The 19873-nt window shown below is 49.8% G+C and carries 19 protein-coding genes; 12 read left to right on the plus strand and 7 right to left on the minus strand.

The genetic code is table 11. The features are described 5' to 3' along the window. Positions 1–15: 15 nt before the first annotated feature. Positions 16–747, plus strand: a complete 732-nt coding sequence (nfsA, locus tag CW734_RS03335) for an oxygen-insensitive NADPH nitroreductase (protein ID WP_101189429.1) — start codon at positions 16–18, stop codon at positions 745–747. Positions 748–794: 47 nt separating this feature from the next. Next, entirely contained in the window at positions 795–1409 is a 615-nt protein-coding gene (locus CW734_RS03340) for an NAD(P)-dependent oxidoreductase (RefSeq protein ID WP_101189430.1), read from the plus strand. 48 nt (positions 1410–1457) lie between these two features. On the opposite strand, the gene CW734_RS03345 is transcribed toward CW734_RS03340, so the two are convergent. Further along, complete coding sequence (locus CW734_RS03345) at positions 1458–2399, minus strand: ABC transporter permease (protein WP_101189431.1); 942 nt, start codon at positions 2397–2399, stop codon at positions 1458–1460. Beyond that, positions 2377–3300, minus strand: coding sequence for an ABC transporter ATP-binding protein (locus CW734_RS03350; RefSeq protein ID WP_101189432.1), 924 nt, complete (start codon positions 3298–3300; stop codon positions 2377–2379). The genes CW734_RS03345 and CW734_RS03350 overlap by 23 nt, the downstream gene beginning before the upstream one ends. Before the next feature lie 147 nt (positions 3301–3447). Between CW734_RS03350 and CW734_RS03355 the strand changes: the two genes are divergently transcribed. Then, positions 3448–3867, plus strand: a complete 420-nt coding sequence (locus CW734_RS03355) for a hypothetical protein (RefSeq protein WP_101189433.1) — start codon at positions 3448–3450, stop codon at positions 3865–3867. Positions 3868–4847: 980 nt separating this feature from the next. On the opposite strand, the gene CW734_RS03360 is transcribed toward CW734_RS03355, so the two are convergent. Further along, complete coding sequence (locus tag CW734_RS03360) at positions 4848–5102, minus strand: hypothetical protein (protein WP_058381873.1); 255 nt, start codon at positions 5100–5102, stop codon at positions 4848–4850. Beyond that, positions 5099–6256 carry a class I SAM-dependent methyltransferase gene (locus CW734_RS03365; RefSeq protein ID WP_101189434.1) on the minus strand — a complete coding sequence of 386 codons (1158 nt, stop codon included), beginning with the start codon at positions 6254–6256 and terminating at the stop codon, positions 5099–5101. The genes CW734_RS03360 and CW734_RS03365 overlap by 4 nt, the downstream gene beginning before the upstream one ends. Positions 6257–6406: 150 nt before the next feature. Here CW734_RS03365 and CW734_RS03370 point away from each other — a divergent pair, with 150 nt between their 5' ends. From CW734_RS03370 to cydC, 5 genes are all read left to right on the plus strand, one after another. Continuing rightward, positions 6407–8047, plus strand: coding sequence for an AMP-binding protein (locus CW734_RS03370; protein ID WP_101192122.1), 1641 nt, complete (start codon positions 6407–6409; stop codon positions 8045–8047). Between the two features lie 203 nt (positions 8048–8250). Beyond that, entirely contained in the window at positions 8251–8865 is a 615-nt protein-coding gene (gene wrbA, locus CW734_RS03375; protein ID WP_101189435.1) for an NAD(P)H:quinone oxidoreductase, read from the plus strand. Positions 8866–8945: 80 nt separating this feature from the next. Further along, positions 8946–9668: a ZIP family transporter gene (locus CW734_RS03380; protein WP_101189436.1), complete on the plus strand. Its 723-nt coding sequence runs from the start codon at positions 8946–8948 to the stop codon at positions 9666–9668. Positions 9669–10121: 453 nt separating this feature from the next. After that, positions 10122–11852 carry a thiol reductant ABC exporter subunit CydD gene (gene cydD / locus CW734_RS03385; RefSeq protein WP_101189437.1) on the plus strand — a complete coding sequence of 577 codons (1731 nt, stop codon included), beginning with the start codon at positions 10122–10124 and terminating at the stop codon, positions 11850–11852. Then, positions 11840–13543, plus strand: coding sequence for a thiol reductant ABC exporter subunit CydC (gene cydC / locus CW734_RS03390; protein ID WP_101189438.1), 1704 nt, complete (start codon positions 11840–11842; stop codon positions 13541–13543). The genes cydD and cydC overlap by 13 nt, the downstream gene beginning before the upstream one ends. 383 nt (positions 13544–13926) lie before the next feature. Here cydC and CW734_RS03395 read toward each other — a convergent pair whose 3' ends face one another. Next, the gene (locus tag CW734_RS03395) at positions 13927–14178 is read right to left on the minus strand and encodes a hypothetical protein (RefSeq protein ID WP_101189439.1); all 252 of its coding nucleotides are present in this window, start codon (positions 14176–14178) and stop codon (positions 13927–13929) included. A 207-nt stretch (positions 14179–14385) separates the two neighbouring features. Between CW734_RS03395 and CW734_RS03400 the strand changes: the two genes are divergently transcribed. The 3 genes from CW734_RS03400 (at position 14386) to CW734_RS03410 (ending at position 17277) form a co-directional block, all read left to right on the plus strand. After that, positions 14386–15405 (plus strand): Delta(5) desaturase DesA, encoded by a 1020-nt coding sequence (locus CW734_RS03400; RefSeq protein WP_101189440.1) that lies wholly within the window; start codon positions 14386–14388, stop codon positions 15403–15405. 145 nt (positions 15406–15550) lie between these two features. Beyond that, positions 15551–16690: a sensor histidine kinase gene (locus tag CW734_RS03405; protein ID WP_101189441.1), complete on the plus strand. Its 1140-nt coding sequence runs from the start codon at positions 15551–15553 to the stop codon at positions 16688–16690. Continuing rightward, positions 16687–17277: a response regulator transcription factor gene (locus CW734_RS03410; protein ID WP_101189442.1), complete on the plus strand. Its 591-nt coding sequence runs from the start codon at positions 16687–16689 to the stop codon at positions 17275–17277. The genes CW734_RS03405 and CW734_RS03410 overlap by 4 nt, the downstream gene beginning before the upstream one ends. A gap of 58 nt (positions 17278–17335) precedes the next feature. Here CW734_RS03410 and CW734_RS03415 read toward each other — a convergent pair whose 3' ends face one another. Next, positions 17336–17698, minus strand: coding sequence for a DUF2188 domain-containing protein (locus CW734_RS03415; protein ID WP_068871925.1), 363 nt, complete (start codon positions 17696–17698; stop codon positions 17336–17338). A gap of 110 nt (positions 17699–17808) precedes the next feature. On the opposite strand from CW734_RS03415, the gene putP reads away from it, so the two are divergent. Next, positions 17809–19332, plus strand: coding sequence for a sodium/proline symporter PutP (gene putP, locus CW734_RS03420; RefSeq protein ID WP_101189443.1), 1524 nt, complete (start codon positions 17809–17811; stop codon positions 19330–19332). 94 nt (positions 19333–19426) lie between these two features. On the opposite strand, the gene CW734_RS03425 is transcribed toward putP, so the two are convergent. After that, positions 19427–19849, minus strand: coding sequence for a VOC family protein (locus tag CW734_RS03425; RefSeq protein WP_101189444.1), 423 nt, complete (start codon positions 19847–19849; stop codon positions 19427–19429). Positions 19850–19873: the final 24 nt, after the last annotated feature.

Raw genomic sequence — 19873 nt, forward strand, 5'->3', positions numbered from 1 at the left:
TTGGAGGGATACATAATGGTCATTGAATTAATGAAATCACACGCATCGGTCCGCGATTACAAAGACCAGCAATTGACGCGTGCGCAAGTCCATGAATTGGTCGAAGCGGCACAGCATGCGGCAACGTCCCACTTCGTGCAAGCTTATTCCATCGTTTGGGTGACAGATGAAGACAAGCGCAAACGCCTTGGCGAGTTATCCAAAAACCCGAAACAGATGGAAGGGGCCGGAGCTGTGTTCTTAATGTGCGCCGACTATAACCGCTTGGGCCACGCCGCGAAACTGCAAGGGGAAGACATTGTCTTCGACCAGGCCGAGAACTTGCTGGTCGCAGTCACGGATGTCGGGTTGCTCGCGCAGAACTTGGCGCTTGCCGCTGAATCAAAAGGCTATGGCATCTGCTATATTGGCGGAGTGCGCAACAATATGGAAGAGATCAGTAAGCTTGTTGGTTTGCCAGAAGGCGTTTTCCCGGTCTACGGCTTGACGGTCGGCGTGCCGAACGAAGCCAATGAAGTGAAGCCTCGCCTTCCTGTAGAAGCCGTGCTTCATGAAAATGAATACGACGAAGCGAAATACGCGGAGATTTTGCCGGCGTATGACGAGACGATCATGGCCTATTATGCCGCGCGCTCGAACAACCAAAAAACCGCCAAATGGAGTGAACAGATGGCGACGTTCTTGAACAAGCCCCATCGTCCCGATTTAAAGGACGTATTGGCTAAACGCGGGTATCTATTCAAATAATCACTGCATTCATAAATCACGGGAAGTATTGAGGAGGCTGAGAAGCAATGAAAATCGCGTTATTTGGAGCAACGGGAAGAGTCGGCAGATACGTCTTGAACATGGCGCTTCGCGACGGCCATGAAGTGAAAGCGCTAGTCCGCAGAGCAGATCTTGAAGCCCACCCGAATCTCGACCTGATCGTCGGCAATGTCCGTAACGAAGAGGACATCCGCCAGACGCTGCAAGGGGCGGATGCCGTGATCAGCGCAATCGGCACCGACCGCACGACCACGCTATCGGATGCGACACCGCTGATCGTAAAAGCGATGGAAGCGGAAGGTGTACGGCGCATCATTACGATCGGGACAGCCGGCATTCTGAACAGCCGCTTGAGCCCGGGGCTGCTCCGCTATCAGGGTGGTGATTCAAAGCGTCAATTGACCTTTGCCGCTGAAGAACATGAAAAAGCCTATAAAGCATTGGAACAAAGTGATTTGGACTGGACGATCGTATGTCCGACGTATTTGCCGGACGGCGAACCGAAAGGCTATTTCCGTTTCGAAGAAAATTACTTGCCTGAAGATGGCAAAGAAATCACAGCCGGCGATACCGCATTGTTCGCTTACGAACAATTGGATTCGGATGATTTCCTGAAAAGCCGCGTTGGCATTGCGTATTGAATGACAAAACCCCTTGAACTGTGAACAGTTCAAGGGGTTTTGTGTGCATCAGGCGGTAACGTCGCGTTTTGAGAATGTCCAATAACTGATTATCATAAAGACCAGGAAATAGACCGTCAAAACGATGAGCGACATGGCCATCGTGATGTCTGGGATAGGCATGAAGCCTGTATAGAATTGAGTCAAATCGGTATGAGTGAACAAATAATATTTGACGATTTCAAATCGCTGCAACAAGAAGACGAGTTGCACGCCGACAAACATTAGGAAAATCGACACGCCGATCGCAAGCGAACTGGAGCGGAAAACCGTCCCGAGCATGAACGCGAACGTACCGATCATCCATGTACTCGCCAAGCTGAGCACGGATAGTTTCAATGCTTCAGCCCAGTAAGAGCCTTCCACGACTTCGGATCCGTTCCAAACTAGGAATGCACCGTCTGCAACACCAAAGAAAATCCAACTGAATAAAGCGATCGATGCGAAAGTAAGGATGGCGAATAATAAGGCGAACAACATCGTCGTAATGTATTTAGATGTAAGTATTTTCCATCTCTTGACCGGACGCGTCAACAGCATCTTGATCGTTCCTTGTGAAAACTCAGAAGCAACGATGCCTGCGCCCACGATAACCGTGAAAAGCGTCACGAGCGACAGCATCATATGGCTGTCGAGCACTTGCTGCTGCAGGCTTTCGACTTTGAACGGCTCGGCATCATTGGCCAAGCGGTATTCTGCGATGGCGGCCTGGCCTTCATAATAGTCTTTTTGGGCAGGGCCGATGTCCGGATTTTGCAATTGATCCTCGGCTGAAGCCAAGTTCATTGTCTCCATTTCCTGCCATCCCATTTCCGGCGCAGGAGAAGTGGATTCGATCCATTTGGTGATGCCTGCATTTGCCAATAAGATAACGATAAGCAGGATGGCCATGACCCATGTCGCTTTTTTACTCCATAATTTCATCCATTCATTTTGTATGAGTTTGAGCAATTTCGCCGCCTCCAGTCATTTCAAGGAATTGATCTTCTAAGGTCGTGCGGTGCGGCTGGACAGCGTACAAATCTACGCCTGCAGCTGTGAGCAGCTTGATGGCGCCCGGGATGTGCTCCGCTTCGGTATCGATCAAATAGCCGTTTTCATGCGGATGCACGGTGAAGCCGATCTCTTCGAGCACTTGTTTCGCCTGGTCAGCAGGCTTGGCTTCTATGTAATAGCGGGATTGCTGGTGCTCGTTGACGTTCTTGATGTCGATCAATTCGCCGTTTTGGATAATGGCGATGCGGTCGCATAATAATTCGATCTCCGATAATAGATGGCTGGAGACGAAAATGGCGACATCGTTCTCACGTGCCACTTTGCGCAAATACATGCGGAATTCGCGAATGCCTGCAGGGTCCAGGCCGTTAGTCGGCTCATCCAAAATCAAGAACTCCGGATTATTGAGGAGTGCTTGTGCAAGGCCAAGGCGTTGGCGCATGCCGAGTGAATACGAACCGACTTTTTCCTTGATGCGGTTTTGCATTCCGACTTGCTGGATCACTTCGTCGATGCGGGCTTTTGTCACGCCTTTATGCATACGCGCGAAATGCACCAGATTTTTATAACCGGACATAAATTTGTACATCTCCGGATTTTCGACAATGACGCCGACTTTTTCGATGCTTCCCTCGAAATCGGTGCGGATCGATTTGCCGCCGATCAGGATATCGCCTTGCGTTGGCTTCATCAATCCGACCATCATCCGGATCGTCGTCGTCTTGCCCGCTCCGTTCGGCCCGAGAAACCCGGTAATTTCCCCTTTATGGAGATCCAAGTTCAAGTTTTTGATGATCTGCTTTTTGCCGATCGTCTTTGAAAGCTTGCGAATCTCAACAATTTTCTCATTGCTCATATGAGCCACCTTCTTTCCGTTTTGCTTCCTTCAGTACTAACGATTCATTTCCCAGAAAGTTTCAGTTTTCTGGAAATCCGGCAGGCTTAACTATCGCCTCAGAGGGAATAAACCAATTAACAACGAATATATGGAGGGTTTGGCCTTATGAATGAATTGCAGGAAAAAGAACAAGTGCTCATGGCGTATTATGCCCAGTATTACAAAGGCGCATCTTTGGAGGAAATCCAAGAGCTCGACCGCAGCTTGTCGCAAGGCATTGGGGAAGAGCAGTATAAAAAGGCGATGGGTGAATTGAAAGAACAGGGGCTGATTCATGGCTTGGACACCGTCGAGGAAAGAAATCAAGACGGCGTCGATTCCCCGATGGCGACAAATGAGGGAATGCTCTATATCAATGATGTCCTCAATCTGCAGTCCGATGCGGTAGAAGACCACCAGCTCGATTACTTGGCGAAGCATCTGGAGACCAGCCACCTGGAACTGACGCTGGAGCCGGTGAAAACCTATATAGAGTCAGTCGTCAAAGAACAGGCGGATGAAAAGCCGAACGACAACACGCCTTGAATATTTGAAAGCCGCTTCTTTTTCAAGAAGCGGCTTTTTTGTGTGAAAAATAGTTGGCGATAATAACTGCGCGATGGGACGAGATTCGGGTCAGTACAGCGGAAAGCTTCTGCTTTTCGACTGCGTTGCAGGGGGCTGCTTGGGGCTCGCAGGATGTGAGTCATGCAGCTGATACGACAGGACGTCGCGCTTTCAGCTGCCCGGGGATGGGGCGGGTGTTGAGCCAACGTGCCCAAAAGCGCGGCACGTTTGTCTCGCCAGCCCGCGCGGTCCCACAGGCGTCAGCCCCCTTCCACTCCGTCTCTAATTTTAGAGTGGAAGGAACTTTTTCCTGTTCACTCGACAGAAAATGTAGAAATGCTTCATGTTTTGCAGTTTAAATCATCTTTGATGCAGAGAGTCTGATTATTTCTGTTCCATCAACAAGATTTTCGACTCAAGCTATAATATGTCAGGTGCTGCATCCCAGGAAGCGATTCCCCACTAGCCGGCAACTCGTGCAGAAGCAGTTCTGATTAAACGAACCCGAATCAAAGAAATCTCTCGGCCGCCAAGCGTAAAGGGGTGAGCCGACGCAATAAGACAGGTGTTCTTCCTGGCTTATTGCAAGAGACCACCCCAAAGCCGGGCAGCGAATACCAAGGTGAATCCCGAATAAACTCCAGAAACATTGCACAATCAAATCTCATCTAGCTAGACCCAAGAAGCGATTCCCCCGCTAGCCGGCAACGTAATAAAGAAGCAGATCAGATTAAACACACTCCAATCAATGAAATCTCCAAGCCGCCCAGTGTAAAAGGGTGAGCCGACGCAATAAGACAGGCGTTCTTCCTGGCTTATGGCAAGAGGCCAACCCAAAGCAGGGCGGCGACTAGTAGATGAAGCTCAAATCAACATCAGCAACAATTCCACAAGCAAATTTATTCTCATAAAAAAAGAAACCAATGCTGAGCATTGATTCCTTCCACACATATCTGAAGTTAGAGCCCGAGCACGAAGAATGCCAGGAAGATGGTGACAATGACCAAGGTGTTGGTGATCAGCGATGTCCGTTTGCTGACAGGTTCATCGAGTGCCGGGAAGCGTTCGACCAGGCGGATGCCCCCGTAAATCAGCACCATCAACAAGGCCAACGTCAATATGAGTGGCATATCGTAGACGCGGACGTCGATAAAACGGATGAAGATGACCGAGAAAGCAAGAATCATGCCGTTGACTAAATTTTTTCGTTTCATAGGAGCTCCTTCAATTCGTTTTCAAGAAACGGCTTGGCGTTCAACAGTTTGGTGAATTCCTGGTAGCGTTCCAATTGCCCCGCTGCCGGTTTTTTATTCGTGCGATAAGCGCGGATCAGAATGTTTTTCGGCGTGTGCTCCATATCGATGAACTCCATCAATTGGGTTTCATAGCCAACCAAAGAAAGCAGTTCCGCACGGATCGAATCGGTCGCAAGTGCACTGAAGCGTTCTTTGATCAAACCGTGCTGCAGCATGACATCGAGCGGAGACGATTGGATCTGGCTGTTGAGTTCATGTTGGCAGCACGGCACGCTCAAGATGACGCCGGCGTTCCATTTAACGGCGCGTGCGAGTGCCATATCGGTCGCCACGTCGCAGGCGTGAAGCGTAACGACCATATCGACTGCGGTGTCTTGGTCGTAATCGTTGATATCGCCGACGAGAAATTCCAGTTGCTGGTAGTCGAGGTCACGGGCGATGTTCTGGCATTCCTCGATGACGCTTTTTTTCAGGTCAAGCCCCGTGACGCGCAAGTCGAGTCCTTTTTCGATGCGCAAATAATGATACAGCGCGAAGGTTAGGTAAGACTTGCCGGAGCCGAAATCGAGTATGCGGATCGGGTGGTCTTTCGGCAAATGCTCGAGTGCGTCATCGATGAATTCGATGAAGCGGTTGATCTGGCGGAACTTATCGTATTTCTGTTTCTTGACTTTACCGTCTGGCGACTGGACGCCGAGGCGCACAAGAAACGGGTAGGGGATGCCGTCCTCTAGCAGATAGTCTTTCTTCCGGTTATGGGACAGATCGGCGGCAGCGCGTGCACTGGCCTCAGATTTATAGCTTACTTTGAATTTTTTGGTCAATTGGATCTGGACTTTTTCGTCGGTGAACTGGAACAAGCCTTGGCGGAATTCGGTGAATAATTGTTCGAGTTCGGCGACTGCCTGTTCGATTGTCAGGTTTTGGTGTTTCAAGATCTGTTCATATTGATATTCGAACTGGATGCGGTAGCCTTCTTTCAGTTCGACCGGTTTTAATTTGATGCGTTTCAAGTCGTTCGATTTTTGGCGCGGCTGGCTGATGGTGGCCGTGACGAGTGCGTGGCTGTGCAGTTTTTCTGCAAGTTGGGCGTGCATAGTTTGGAGTTCCATGGAAAATCCCTTCCGTCTTTATGATAGCCTCATTTTAGCACGGCTGGCAGCCTGGGGCGACTTCGCAAGCTGGAAATGGCGCTTTCCTTTTATTTGGAATTTTGCGATAATAAAATGGATGAAACCGTTTTCAACAAGGGGGACGAAGAAATGGCAATTCTCGATCAAACAGTAGGGGAAATTGTACGGGAGCAGGCGAAAAAGTTTCCGCAGACGGAAGCGTATGTCTATCCGGAAGAAGGCATCCGCAAAACCTATGCCGAATTTGACCAAGAGACCGATGCACTGGCGAAAGCATTCATGGGGCTGGGCATCGAAAAAGGCGAGCATATCGCCATTTGGTCGGACAATAAACGCGAATGGCTGCTCAGCCAATATGCCACAGGCAAGATGGGCGGCGTACTGGTCACTGTCAATACGAGCTACCAGGCGAATGAGCTGGAGTATCTGTTGAAGCAATCGGATTCCGCGACTTTGATTCTGGGGGAAGAATTCAAGGGGACGGATTATATCGAAGTGTTGAATCAAGTATGCCCGGAGCTGGAGCATGCAGAAAAAGGGCAGCTCGATTCGCCTAAGCTGCCGCATCTGAAGCGCGTCATCGTCATGAGCGAAAATAGCTATCCGGGAATCTACACATGGAGCGAGTTTGAAGCATTCGCCGAAAGAGTGACGGATGAGCAGCTAGAACAGCGCTTTCGTTCGATGGCTCCGGACGAAGTCATCAACATCCAATACACATCCGGGACGACCGGCTTCCCGAAAGGGGTCATGCTGACGCATCGCAACGTTGTCAACAACGGACGCCTCGTCGGAGATATGATGAATTTGGATGAAACGGACCGCTTGTGCATCCCGGTGCCGTTTTTCCATTGCTTTGGCTGTGTGCTCGGGACACTTGCAGCAGTGACGCACGCGACGACAATGGTCATTGCGGAACAGTTCGAGCCGAAGCGCGTATTGCAGATGGTTCAGGACGAGAAATGCACAGCGCTTCACGGTGTGCCGACGATGTTCATTGCCGAACTCAACCATCCCGATTTCGACTCGTTCGATACTTCGACATTACGCACGGGCATCATGGCAGGCTCCACTTGTCCGATCGAAGTAATGAAGAAAGTCATCAGCGATATGGGGGCAAGCGAAATCACCATCGCCTACGGGCAAACCGAATCATCACCGGTCATCACCCAGACCGGCAAAGACGATGCCATCGAAAAGCGCGTTGCGACCGTCGGCAAGCCGCATGAAGACGTTGAAGTGAAAATCATCGATCCGGCGACCGGCGAACGAGTCGTGAAAGGCATGCCAGGTGAATTATGCACACGAGGCTATTTGATCATGAAAGGCTATTATAAGAACGAAGAAGCCACTAAAGAAGCAATCGATCCCGAGGGTTGGCTGCACACTGGCGATATTGCGGTAGAAGACGAAGACGGCTATATCTCGATCACCGGCCGCATCAAAGATATGGTCATCCGCGGCGGGGAGAATATTTACCCGCGTGAAATCGAGGAGTTCCTGTATCAGCATCCTTCCGTCCAAGACGTCCAGGTTGTCGGTGTGCCGGACCCGAAATACGGGGAGGAATTGATGGCCTGGGTCATCCTGAAAGGGGACGAGATGCTGAGTGCAGATGAACTGCGCGCGTATTGCAAAGGAAAAATCGCCCATCATAAAATCCCGCGCTATATCGAATTCATCGAAGAATACCCGATGACGGCTTCGGGGAAGATCCAAAAGTTCAAGCTTCGTGAGATGTCGGAAGAAATCGCTGAGAAAGTCAATTGATCGAACAATGGCCAGGTGAAGGAGATCCTTCATCTGGTTTTCTATTGGATTGAATCATCAGCTGTGGTTTTTAAATAATCATGGATATTCAGAAAAGAAAGTTTAATGTCTTTCCGATTAGGGCACACAAGTAAAAGAGATATCTTGAATGTAGGATATTTTGTGCAAGCCACGGAGCAAATCGATAAAGGAGAGGTTATGACATGAGCAACGTAAACTTAGCAATCATTTATTACAGCTCGACAGGAACCAATTATCAGATGGCGCAATGGGCAGAAACAGCTGCAAAAGAATCAGGAGCACAAGTGAAAGTCGCAAAAGTGAAAGAGAATGCGCCGATGGGAGCGATTGAATCGAATCCGGCCTGGAAAGAGCATTACGAGGCGACGCAGGATGTACCGGAAGCCGACAATGATCTGCTCGAGTGGGCAGACGCCATCATCTTCAGCGTGCCGACTCGTTTTGGCCATGTATCTTCACAAGTACAGCAATTCTTTGATACAACAGGCGGCTTGTGGGCACAAGGCAAGCTGGCGAACAAAGTGGTGAGCGCCATGTCTTCTGCGCAAAACCCTCATGGCGGACAAGAAGCGACGGTATTATCGGTTTATACGACGATGCATCATTGGGGTGCGATCATCGCGGCTCCAGGATATACCGACCAAGCGCTATTCAAGGCAGGCGGCAATCCTTACGGAACAAGCGTCACGGTCGACCAGGATGGCAATATGATTGAAGATGTACAAGATGCCGTGACGCATCAGGCAAAACGCACGGTACAAGTTGCTGGATGGGTTAAAAACGGTTTGAACGGGTAACGAAACACTATACGCCAACAGGCGAGTGCTGGCAGATGGGCGAATGCGCCCGTCTGCTTTTTTAGTTGAGGAGGGATAGCTTGGAATGGCTTAGTTTGCTGTTTGTTATCGGATTTATACTCATACATCTATTTTCAAAGAACATGAATTTCTTGAGAGCCGTTCCGCGCAGCCGCTTTCTGTCGGTTGCAGGCGGCATTTCCGTCGCCTATGTATTTTTGCATTTATTGCCTGAATTAGGCGAATTCCAAGAAGAAGTCCATGAAGAGTTCGGCGGTCATGGCGAAGGCTTCCTGAGCAATCATATTTACCTCGCGGCTATGGCCGGGCTCGTCATTTTTTATGGCTTGGAACAACTGGTGAAAAGTTCGAAGCGCAGGACAGCGGAAGGCAAATCCTCGAGCGGTGTCTTTTGGGTTCATATCGGATCTTTTGCCATGTACAACGGGGTCATCGGCTATTTGATGTTGCGCGAGGAGTATGAAGGCACGATGGGAATGTTCTTATTTTTCGTTGCGCTCGGCGTCCATTTCATCACTAATGACAAGGGACTTCGGGAAGCGCATCAAGGCGAATATGACCGTTACGGAAGATGGCTTCTCGCAGCGGCAATCGCGGCCGGCTGGGGAATCGGCTGGATAACGGAAGTTCACGAACTGATCATTGCGTTTCTCATGGCCTTGATTGCGGGCGGTGTCATTTTGAACGTATTGAAAGAAGAACTGCCGGAGGAACGGGAAAGCAGTTTGGGTGCTTTTGTAATAGGACTGTCCATCTATTCAGTGCTATTATTGTTCGTTTAGATAAATAAATGATGCTACTTATAAAAAACAAGAATAATATTACAAATATCGGGTACAGTATTAGGTAATGAATCACGTGCGCAATCCTCGCGCTGGTGTCGAAAGGTGATGTTTATGCCATGATCACGAAAGAGGAAGAGGCAGTTTTTGAATATGAACTACAGAAATTGACGACAGAGTATAAAGAATGTCTGGATAGTCCGTTAAAAAGGAAGATCCAAGACGATGCCCTGTGGTTACAGGCAGTTATTTTTCCGACTTCTGGAAGAAAGCCCTAAATAAGCGTTTATCCGCTATCTCAGCCATGCAGCCTTGCTGCGTGGCTTTTCTTTATGAAAATGTGAACCGTTCTGTAACAATTTCCCGGGAAATGGCGCTCAGGGCGTGCGTCCCCAAAGGAATCTCCTTGATGCTCCTTTATAATAGGGGTAAGTGAAAGAAAGGGCGATGGTAATGGGAAGTTTGAAACAAATGGCCTACAGCCAGAACAATCGCATACGGTTGTTGTTTCTAGCCTCATTGGCAAAGGGGCTTGCGATGATCGGGCAGGCTTTGTTTTTTGTATGGGTAGCTGATTCAGTTTTTCTGAAATCCGCCTCTTTTGAAGACGTGCTGCCTTTATTGGTTGCTTTGCTGGCAGTCATTTTGCTGCGGGCTGGCGCAAGTTATGCGATCGGCCGGCTCGGCATCACGCTGTCTGTGGAAGCGAGACGCGGTTTGCGCCGGGAATTGATCGCTTCGTATAAGGAAAATCCGCTGCAGGGATCGATTGCCGGGCAGTCGGGACGGAAAGTCGGATTGCTGCTCGAAGCAGTCGATGACACCGACGGTTATTTCAGTAAATATATTCCGCAGATGATCCAAAGTTATACAATCCCGCTGATGCTCCTCGGGGTGATTTTTTACCTGAACTGGACGACCGGGCTGATCATCTTGATCACGGCGCCGTTCATCCCGCTGTTCATGGCGATTGTCGGCAAAAGAACGAAACAGAAGGCTGATGAAAAAGTTGAACAATTGGCTGGGTTTTCAGGCGCTTTTCTCGATGTGCTGCAAGGTTTGACGACTTTGCGCTTATTCGGCCAGGCAAAGCGGCAAAGCGATACCATTCGGGACAATAGCTTAAAGTTCCGCGATTCGACCATGGACGTTTTGAAATCAGCTTTCCTGTCTTCTTTGACGCTCGAATACATTTCCATGCTGAGCATCGGGATCGTGGCGCTCGAAATCGGTTTGCGCCTTGTCGTCTTCGACAGCATCACGTTTTTCCCGGCTTTCCTCGTCATGTTGCTCGTTCCGGATTTCTTTAATCTATTAAAAGAATTCGGCAGCGCTTTTCATACGGCGAGGGGCAGTGCAGCTTCTGCTGAGCTGTTGTCGGAAGAATTGGCAAAAAGCCATCAACCGGTTGAGTGGGGCGAATCCCCAGTCGATGCGCCGATCGATTTGGCTTTGGAGCAACTGAGCTTCCAATACGGGGAAGGATTTCAACTAGAACCGGCAAGTTTCAAGCTGGAAGCGGGTACGTCTACCGCGCTGGTCGGGGCGAGCGGCTCCGGAAAAAGCACTTTGATGAATGTGATGGCGGGATTATTGCCGGCCACGAGCGGGCGCTTGCTGATCAACGGCCTCCCGCAAGAGCAAGTGAGCGAAGATGAATGGTTCGGGCAATTGAGCTATATTACGCAAGATCCTTATTTATTTGCTGGGACGATTAAAGAAAATATCGAACTCGGGGCGAACCGCGCTGTGGCGCCACAAGAACTGATTGCGGCGGCACAGAAAGCGGGCATCCTGGAATTGGTCGAATCGCTCCCTGAAGGATTCGACACGGTGATCGGTGAAGCGGGGCGCGGATTGTCCGGCGGCGAAAAGCAGCGGCTCGTTTTAGCGCGTGCATTTCTCAAGAAGCCGTCGTTATTGTTTTTTGATGAACCGACTGCAGGGCTTGACCTTCATACAGAGCAAGTGCTGCAAAGTGCAATCGAAGAGTTATCAAAAGAAGCTACCGTCATCACGATTGCACACCGTCTGCACACGATCCGGAACGCATCACGCATTATCGTCTTGGACGCAGGAAGGGTGGAAGCCATCGGCACGCATGAAGAGCTGATGGACAATTTCAGCCCTTACCGGTCCATGATTGAAGCGCAGCAAGGAGGCAAACAGGCATGGGTGAATTAAAGACGGTTTTCTGGCTGACGCTAAAGGAAAAACGCGATGTTGCCCTTGCCGTGGTCTTCGGCTTTCTGGCGGGGCTTGCCGGCGTTGCGCTTCTTGGGGCGAGCGGCTATTTGATTTCAAAGGCGGCTTTGACTGCCCAAATGACGACCTTGGTCGTTATGGCAGCGTCGCTCAAATTATTCGGCTTTGCAGCAGCCATTACCCGCTACGCGGAACGGCTGTTTTCACACCGTGCGACGTTTACAATGCTCGGCCATTTGCGCGGCAGTTTTTTTGAGCGGCTGGCACCGCTCGCACCGGGAATTTTCCAGCGCCACCAGAGCGGTGATCTGCTGTCTCGCATCGTTGGCGACGTGGAAAGTTTGCAGAACTTCCTGCTGCGCGTATTGTATCCGCCGATTGTCGTCGGCATGGTCTTAGTGGCCACGGTGTTCTTCACTTCGTTTTATTCGCTGCCTATGGCCTTAGTCGTCTTGGCGGGCGCAATTTTCGTGGTCGTCATCCTGCCCGCGTTCTTCGCTCTTCGGAGACGGAAGAAAACGCATGCGACAGGGGAAACCCGCGGAGAGTTTGCGGCGGCATCAGCAGAATTTCTCTACGGATTCAAGGATTTGAAAATCCATTTGGCGCTCGATCGAAAAAGCGCGGAACTGCAGGATGCAGCAAACCGTTATGAACAGGCCCAGCAAAACGAGGGGCTTGAGGAAAACCGTGTTCAGTCAGTGAATGCGCTCGTGGCTTTCCTGGCTTCGTTTTTCGTTTTGGCGACCGGCGCGTATTTCGTGTCCATCGGGGAATTATCCGGTTTGTATTTGGCGATGCTTGTTATGGTATCGCTCGGGGCATTTGAGAATGTCGGCCCGCTTGCGGCCCTTCCGGCGTATTATGAAGAAAGCCGGATCGCTGCGCGCAGGCTCGAAGAAGTGGTGGACGAAGAACCTGACAACAGCGCAGGGGAGATGCCGGTGGGACCAGTGGATATTCAGGCGAATCGCATCTCTTATCGCTATCCGAATGACGGTCGCTTGGCGCTCGATGAAGTCAGTTTCGATTTGCGGCAAGGGTCCAAAACAGCGATTGTCGGCCCGAGCGGCTCAGGTAAGTCGACTTTATTGCAGCTATTGCTGAAAGTAGCGGTGCCCGGGGATGGCGAAATCCGTTTCGGAAATGAAGCGCTTAGTGGCATGCGCCCGGAAAACGTATGGGAACGCATGAACATTGTGCTTCAGGAGAACCACTTCTTTTCGGGGACAATCGAGAGTAATTTGCGCATTGCGAATGAACAGGCAGACGCAGAACAATTGCGTGAAGCACTCGAACTCGTACGGTTAGAGCACTTGGAGCTGGCTGCGCCGGTTTTCGAAAAGGGCCGCAATTTATCAGGCGGTGAAAAGCAGCGTCTCGCGATGGCCCGTGCGTTTCTGAAAGGCGAACGGCTATGGCTGCTGGATGAACCGTTTTCATCGGTCGACGGCGTAACGGCCCAATCCATCTACAGCGAGCTGTTCACCCGTCACCCACAGGATACTTTCGTCATCATCAGCCACGATTTATCAGGGCTTGAAAACATGGACCGTATCCTGGTACTGGAAAACGGACGCTTGATCGAACAAGGCAATTATCAGGAATTAATGGACCGCCGAGGTTATTTCTACGGGCTGAAGAAAATAGAGGAACAAGTTTTCGTCTGAGCTGTTCAGGGTGGCCGAAAACTGCGCAATAAAAAAGACGTGTCTATGCAGACGCGTCTTTTCAGAGTGTTGAAGAAGTCTATTAATTCATTACGAATTAGAATGGAATCGTTTTTTCTACATTTAACAATCAATGATCTCTTTAAGTGTTTGGAGAAGCGTTCGCTCGTAACCCCTTCTGCTCAATAATGCTGCGCATTACTTTCGCAAAGATAATGTCTCCCACAGGTCGACTTTATCTTTCCTGTGGAATAGCGAGACGGCCGAGACCCCGCAAGGCGTAAAGCGACTGAGGAGGCTTGGGCGCGAGCCCACGGAAAGCGAGCGATAAGCTTCGGAGAATACGATTGCTTACCTTTCTCGACGGCCTGAAAAAGACGCGTCTATGCAGACGCGTCTTTTTGCCGTTCGGCTATGAGTGGTTGGTGCTTCAGGGCGTCGTCTAGTTTCATCTGTTCAAGTTCCAAGCGCAGCTTCTGCGTTTCAATGACGTAATTGTCATGCTTGAGCTTTTCGAGTTCCACTTCCGTTTCCAGCGCACGCTGGTGCATTTTTTTCTTTTTGGTCAAATAGTCCGTCCAGATAGCGACGAGGGGAATGGAAAAGATCATGATGACAGCTACCAGTCCTGTCATAGTGTTCACCTCTATTCAGATTATTCTGTATATAAATCAGTATACACGTTTTCCTTGATTTTAGAAAGTTACGGAAAAGGCAAAATCCATGACAGGTGTCATACTTAGAAACAGACGTTTATGTCTTATGAACAAGGCGGCAGGGGCGTAATATGATAGTTAACAAGTACACCGATGGGCACGCCCATTCTAGGAGGAAGACAAGATATGAGCAAAGAAAAGACAGCGCAATTACGTAAGTTTGTCGCCCCTTTCGAAAAAGCAGATGTTAAAGCAAGCGTTCAACAAATGATTAACACGATACCCCCATTTTTCATTCTTTGGTTTTTGGCTTATCTCGCACTGGACGTCTCCGTTTGGCTGACAGTAGGGATTTCCGTTATCGCAGCTGGATTTGTCGTCCGTATGTTCATCATTTTCCATGACTGCACACACGGATCGTTCTTCAAAAATAAAAAAGCGAACGCGATCGTCGGAACGATTACCGGCATATTGACACTTTTCGCTTATGAAAAATGGAAACGCGAGCACGCTATCCACCACGCATCGAGCGGTAACCTCGACAAGCGCGGAGTCGGCGACATCTGGGTCATGACGATTGACGAGTATGTAGAAGCTTCCAAGTGGGAACGCTTCAAGTACCGCATGTACCGCAACCCTCTCGTAATGTTTGGGTTAGGGCCGTTATTCCTGGTCTTGATCTCTAGCCGTTTCAACCGTAAAGATGCACGTAAGAAAGAGCGCAACAATACGTATTTGATCAACATTTCGCTAGTGGTCCTTTACACAATCATGATCTTGGCAATCGGCTGGCAGGCGTTTGTGTTGATTCAAGGTACGATCATGTTCACTGCTGGTGCACTAGGCATTTGGTTGTTCTACATCCAGCACACATTCGAAGATTCTTATTTCGAGGACGAAAGCGAATGGGATTACGTGAAAGCGGCAATCGAAGGCAGCTCGTATTACGAATTGCCGAAAGTGCTCCAATGGGTGACTGGCAACATCGGTTTCCACCATGTCCATCACTTGAGCCCGCGCGTTCCGAACTATAACTTGGAAAAAGCACATGTCTCTACGCCGCCGCTTCAAAAAGCGACGACAGTCAATTTGAAGACAAGTTTCCAATCCTTGAAGTATAAAGTGTATGACGAAGAGAACAAGAGATTTGTGACATTCGGCGCCATCAAGCATTTGCTTGGCGACTCCCGGACAGCACAGCAATAAACCGGAACTGTCCTTGCCTCAACCTAGAGGCAAGGACAGTTTTTTCTTTGCGGAAAAGCTTGTTTGCAACGGGTAAACTGCGCAGGTTTTCTCTTTACCTGTGAGCTTTGGTATGATGAGAGCAAAGAAACTTTAGGAGGCAGTTATGCAGAACTGGTATCAAATTTTTCCCCGCAATACGTGGTTAAGCATCTATGCATGGACGATTTTTTGCATTTTGCCATTCTTTTTCATTTTTCGATCGTCTTCTCCAACTGAAATCGCAGCAGGCATCTTCCTGTTGGTGGCGTTTTTTATCGCTTACCGCTTGTCTTTCAGTTCACATTCGTTTCTCGTGTATTTATGGGTAAGTGTCGAGATGATCATCAATATCGCGATGATCTTTTTATTCGGCTATGTCTACCTGGCGATTTTCCTGGCGTTCTTCATTGGGAATATCCGCAGCAAAGTCGGCTTTTTCATCATCTACGGCCTGCATATCGGGACGACGATCGCCGCGATCATCTACGGTTTGCTTGTCGACTTTAATCTATATATCACTCAACTGCCGTTCATCATCCTGAGCGTTCTTGGAGTCATCCTGCTGCCGTTCAACACCTATAACCGGCACAAACGCGAAAAGCTGGAGGGGGCGCTTGAAGATGCCAATAAACGGATTTCGCAGCTTGTGCTGATCGAGGAGCGGGAACGGATAGCGCGCGATCTCCACGATACGCTCGGCCAGAAATTATCGTTGATCGGCTTGAAAAGTGATTTGGCCGGGAAACTACTCAATAAAGACCCGGAACGCGCGGCTGCTGAAATCCAGGATGTCCGCCAGACGGCGCGCACTGCTTTGAAGGAAGTGCGGGAACTGGTGACGGATATGCGCGGGACGAAACTCGAAGACGAATTATTGCGCATCCAGCAGATTTTGAGAGCCGCGGATATCGATTTCGTGTTCTATGGCAACGCCAAGCTCAACAATACGCCGCTGTTGATGGAGCATGTGCTGAGCATGTGTTTGAAGGAAGCGGTCACCAATGTCGTGAAGCATAGCGAAGCCTCCCGTTGCACCGTGCTGATCAAGCAGACGCCGAACGAAATTCTCGTGCAGGTGCAGGACGACGGTGTCGGGTTCCCGGAAGGCAATCCGATGCTCCAGGGCAACGGGCTTGCTGGAATGCGGGAGCGGCTTGAGTTTGTCAATGGCCAAGTCGATGTGGAAGTCATGGACGGGACGACCTTGAATATCCGGGTGCCGAATGTCATTCTTTATCAAGATGTGGAGGGGAGAAATTCATGATTCGAATTGTACTGGCGGAAGACCAGCGCATGATGCTTGGGGCGCTTGGATCGTTACTGGACCTGGAAGATGATTTAGAAGTGGTTGGCATGGCGTCTAATGGAGAGGAAGCGATCCGCTTGGTCGAGGAGCTGAATCCGGACGTCTGCATCATGGATATTGAAATGCCGGTCAAGAGCGGCTTGGACGCAGCAGAAGCCTTGAAAGACCATTCGTGCAAAACCATCATCCTGACGACATTCGCCCGATCAGGTTATTTCGAGCGGGCCAGGAAAGCCGGTGTCAGCGGGTATCTCTTGAAAGACAGCCCGAGTGAAGAGCTGGGGACCTCGATCCGTACTATCATGGACGGCCGGCGGATCTATGCCCCGGAACTTGTCGACCTCGCTTATGCAGGGAGCAATCCACTGACTGAACGCGAGCGGCAAGTGATGGAATTGATCACCGAAGGCCGCAGCACGAAAGAAATCGCCAAAGAGTTGTTTATTACGACAGGCACTGTGCGCAATTACATTTCCACCATTCTCGATAAACTCGAGGCGAGCAACCGGATTGAAGCCATTGCCCGCTACCGTGAAAAAAGCTGAACAAGAGAAAACAGGGCAGGAAAAGCGGCCGCTTTTCCTGCCCTGTTGTTTTGAGCTATCAATCGTATAGCTTTTCCTGCAACGAGCCATCTTCCGCGTAAATATGAAGCTCCCCGTTATTGCGGTTGACGTAACGCTTCGCTTCATCCATCAAGTCATCCTTCGTTTCTTCAATGAGGATGGCTTTTTTGCTGTCTTTTTTCTTAAGTTGCCAGCCTTCTGAATGCTTCCGGATTTCGTAAACCGGTGCTTCACTGTCCCCTTGCACGGTGTCACGTGCCTGGTCTAAAGCGATCGGTATAGCGCGGCCTTCTTCGTAACCATCCCGCAAGAGAGCGTTAGCGATTTCAATTGCTTTATTGCGGACATTTTCATCCAAATTTTTGAAGGAATCTGGGTAATCATTCTTATTCCACGGCATATTTATCGCCTCCTTGCCTTTCTATCCCCATTTAAATAGGAAATAAAACGCAATCGCCCCCTTTTCATATAAGCTCAGTATGTTAAAGTGTTTAATAAGGAGGAGATGTCATGACAGATACAACTTATCAAATCATAGCCTTAATCGTTTACCTAGCGGCTATGCTATTCATTGGCTGGTATGCGTATAAGAAGACAGCTGACTTATCCGATTACATGCTCGGGGGAAGGGGACTCGGGCCATCCGTTGCGGCTCTCAGCGCCGGTGCATCCGATATGTCGGGATGGCTATTGCTCGGTTTGCCAGGGGCTATTTACGTTGGCGGCCTGGTGGAAGTCTGGATCGCCATCGGCTTAACGATCGGTGCCTTCCTGAACTGGTTCTTTGTTGCGCCTCGTCTGCGAATCTACTCATTTGTCACCAGTGATTCCATCACCATCCCAAGCTTCTTAGAAAATCGATTGAAAGACCGCTCGCGCCTTTTGCGAATCGTTTCAGGTATTATCATTTTGATTTTCTTCACATTCTACGTTTCATCCGGTATGGTAGCTTCTGGGCTATTCTTCCAGAGTTCATTCGGAATGAATTACCATCTCGGCCTGGTCATAGGCTCGGTGGTAGTTGTCGCTTATACTTTATTCGGTGGATTCCTCGCCGTCAGTTACACGGACTTTGTGCAGGGGATCATGATGTTCCTGGCGCTTATTGCAGTGCCGGTTGTCGGGATTTTCGTTACCGGCGGGTTCGGTGAGACAGCAGCGAGCATCCGGGAAGTCGACCCGAACATGCTGAGCCTGGTGTCGGGAGCATCCACGATCGGCATCATTTCTGCCGTAGCGTGGGGCCTTGGTTACTTCGGCCAGCCGCATATTATCGTCCGTTTTATGGCAATCAAAACTTTAGCGGAAGTTCGTTCTGCCCGCCGCATCGGCATGGGCTGGATGATTTTGAGCCTTATTGGTGCCACAGGTACGGCATTGGTGGGGATTGCGTATTTCCAGCAAAACCCGGATGCGACCTTGGTTGACCCGGAAGCGGTATTCTTGGACATGAGCCAAGTACTGTTCCACCCGCTAGTTGCAGGTTTCGTCCTGGCGGCAGTCCTGGCCGCGATCATGAGTACGATTTCGTCCCAATTGCTCGTCAGCTCTTCTGCCTTGATTGAAGACTTGTATAAAATTGCCTTTAAGAAAGAGTCCAGCGCTAAAGGCTATGTCACGCTCGGCCGAATCGCCGTAGCTGTCATCGCTGTCATCGCTGCAGCACTCGCATGGGAGCAGAACAATACCATTCTTGGATTGGTCGCTTATGCATGGGCTGGATTCGGTGCCGCTTTCGGCCCGATCATTTTGCTTTCCCTATTCTGGCGCAAGCTTACTTCTAAAGGTGCGCTTGCCGGTATGATTGTCGGTGCCGTCACGGTCATCATCTGGGACCTTGTTGGTACTGCGCCTGAGGATGCAGGGGCTACTGACTTGACGAACTTCGTCGGCAGCGTCTATGAAATCATTCCAGGCTTCATTCTCAGCTGGTTGGTTACATGGGCTGTCAGCTTGGTGACTTACAAGCCGAACGCTGAAATCGAAGCAGAATTCGATGAAACAGAGCGTTTGATTCAAGAAGATAAAAAATGATCCATCAAAATAGGCTATCCTCTCAAATGAGGATAGCCTATTTTTTAATGCCCGATGAACACCCGGCCATAGGAGGTGGAGCGGGATCTCCGGTTCATTGCCGGCCGTCGTCATGGCTGAACATCCAGACGACCCCGTATTTATCTTCCACAATGCCATACCCGAGGCTCCAGAACGTTTCCTGCAGCGCCATTTGAACTTTTCCCTCTTGCGCCAGCCGGTTGAATTCCTCCGTCATTTTGTGCAAGTCATCCGATATCACCGTTACGTTAATGTTCTTGCCGAATGCAATGGGGGCGTCTGACATGGCATCTGAAAACATGATGGTGCTTCCATGAATGTCCAAGCTCGCATGCATAATCCGGCTTTTCATTTCTTCGGGCATCTCTTGCCCAGGCTCTGAAGGCATATCCCCAAAGCGGGAGAATTCCGCCAGCTCTGCATCGAATACTTTTGCGTAGTAGGCTACGGCTTCTTCGCAATTGCCATTGAAGATCATATAGACGTTGACAGTCATCGTGAAAACTCCTTTCAATATAAT

The organism is Planococcus sp. MB-3u-03 (assembly GCF_002833405.1).
Taxonomy (GTDB): domain Bacteria; phylum Bacillota; class Bacilli; order Bacillales_A; family Planococcaceae; genus Planococcus.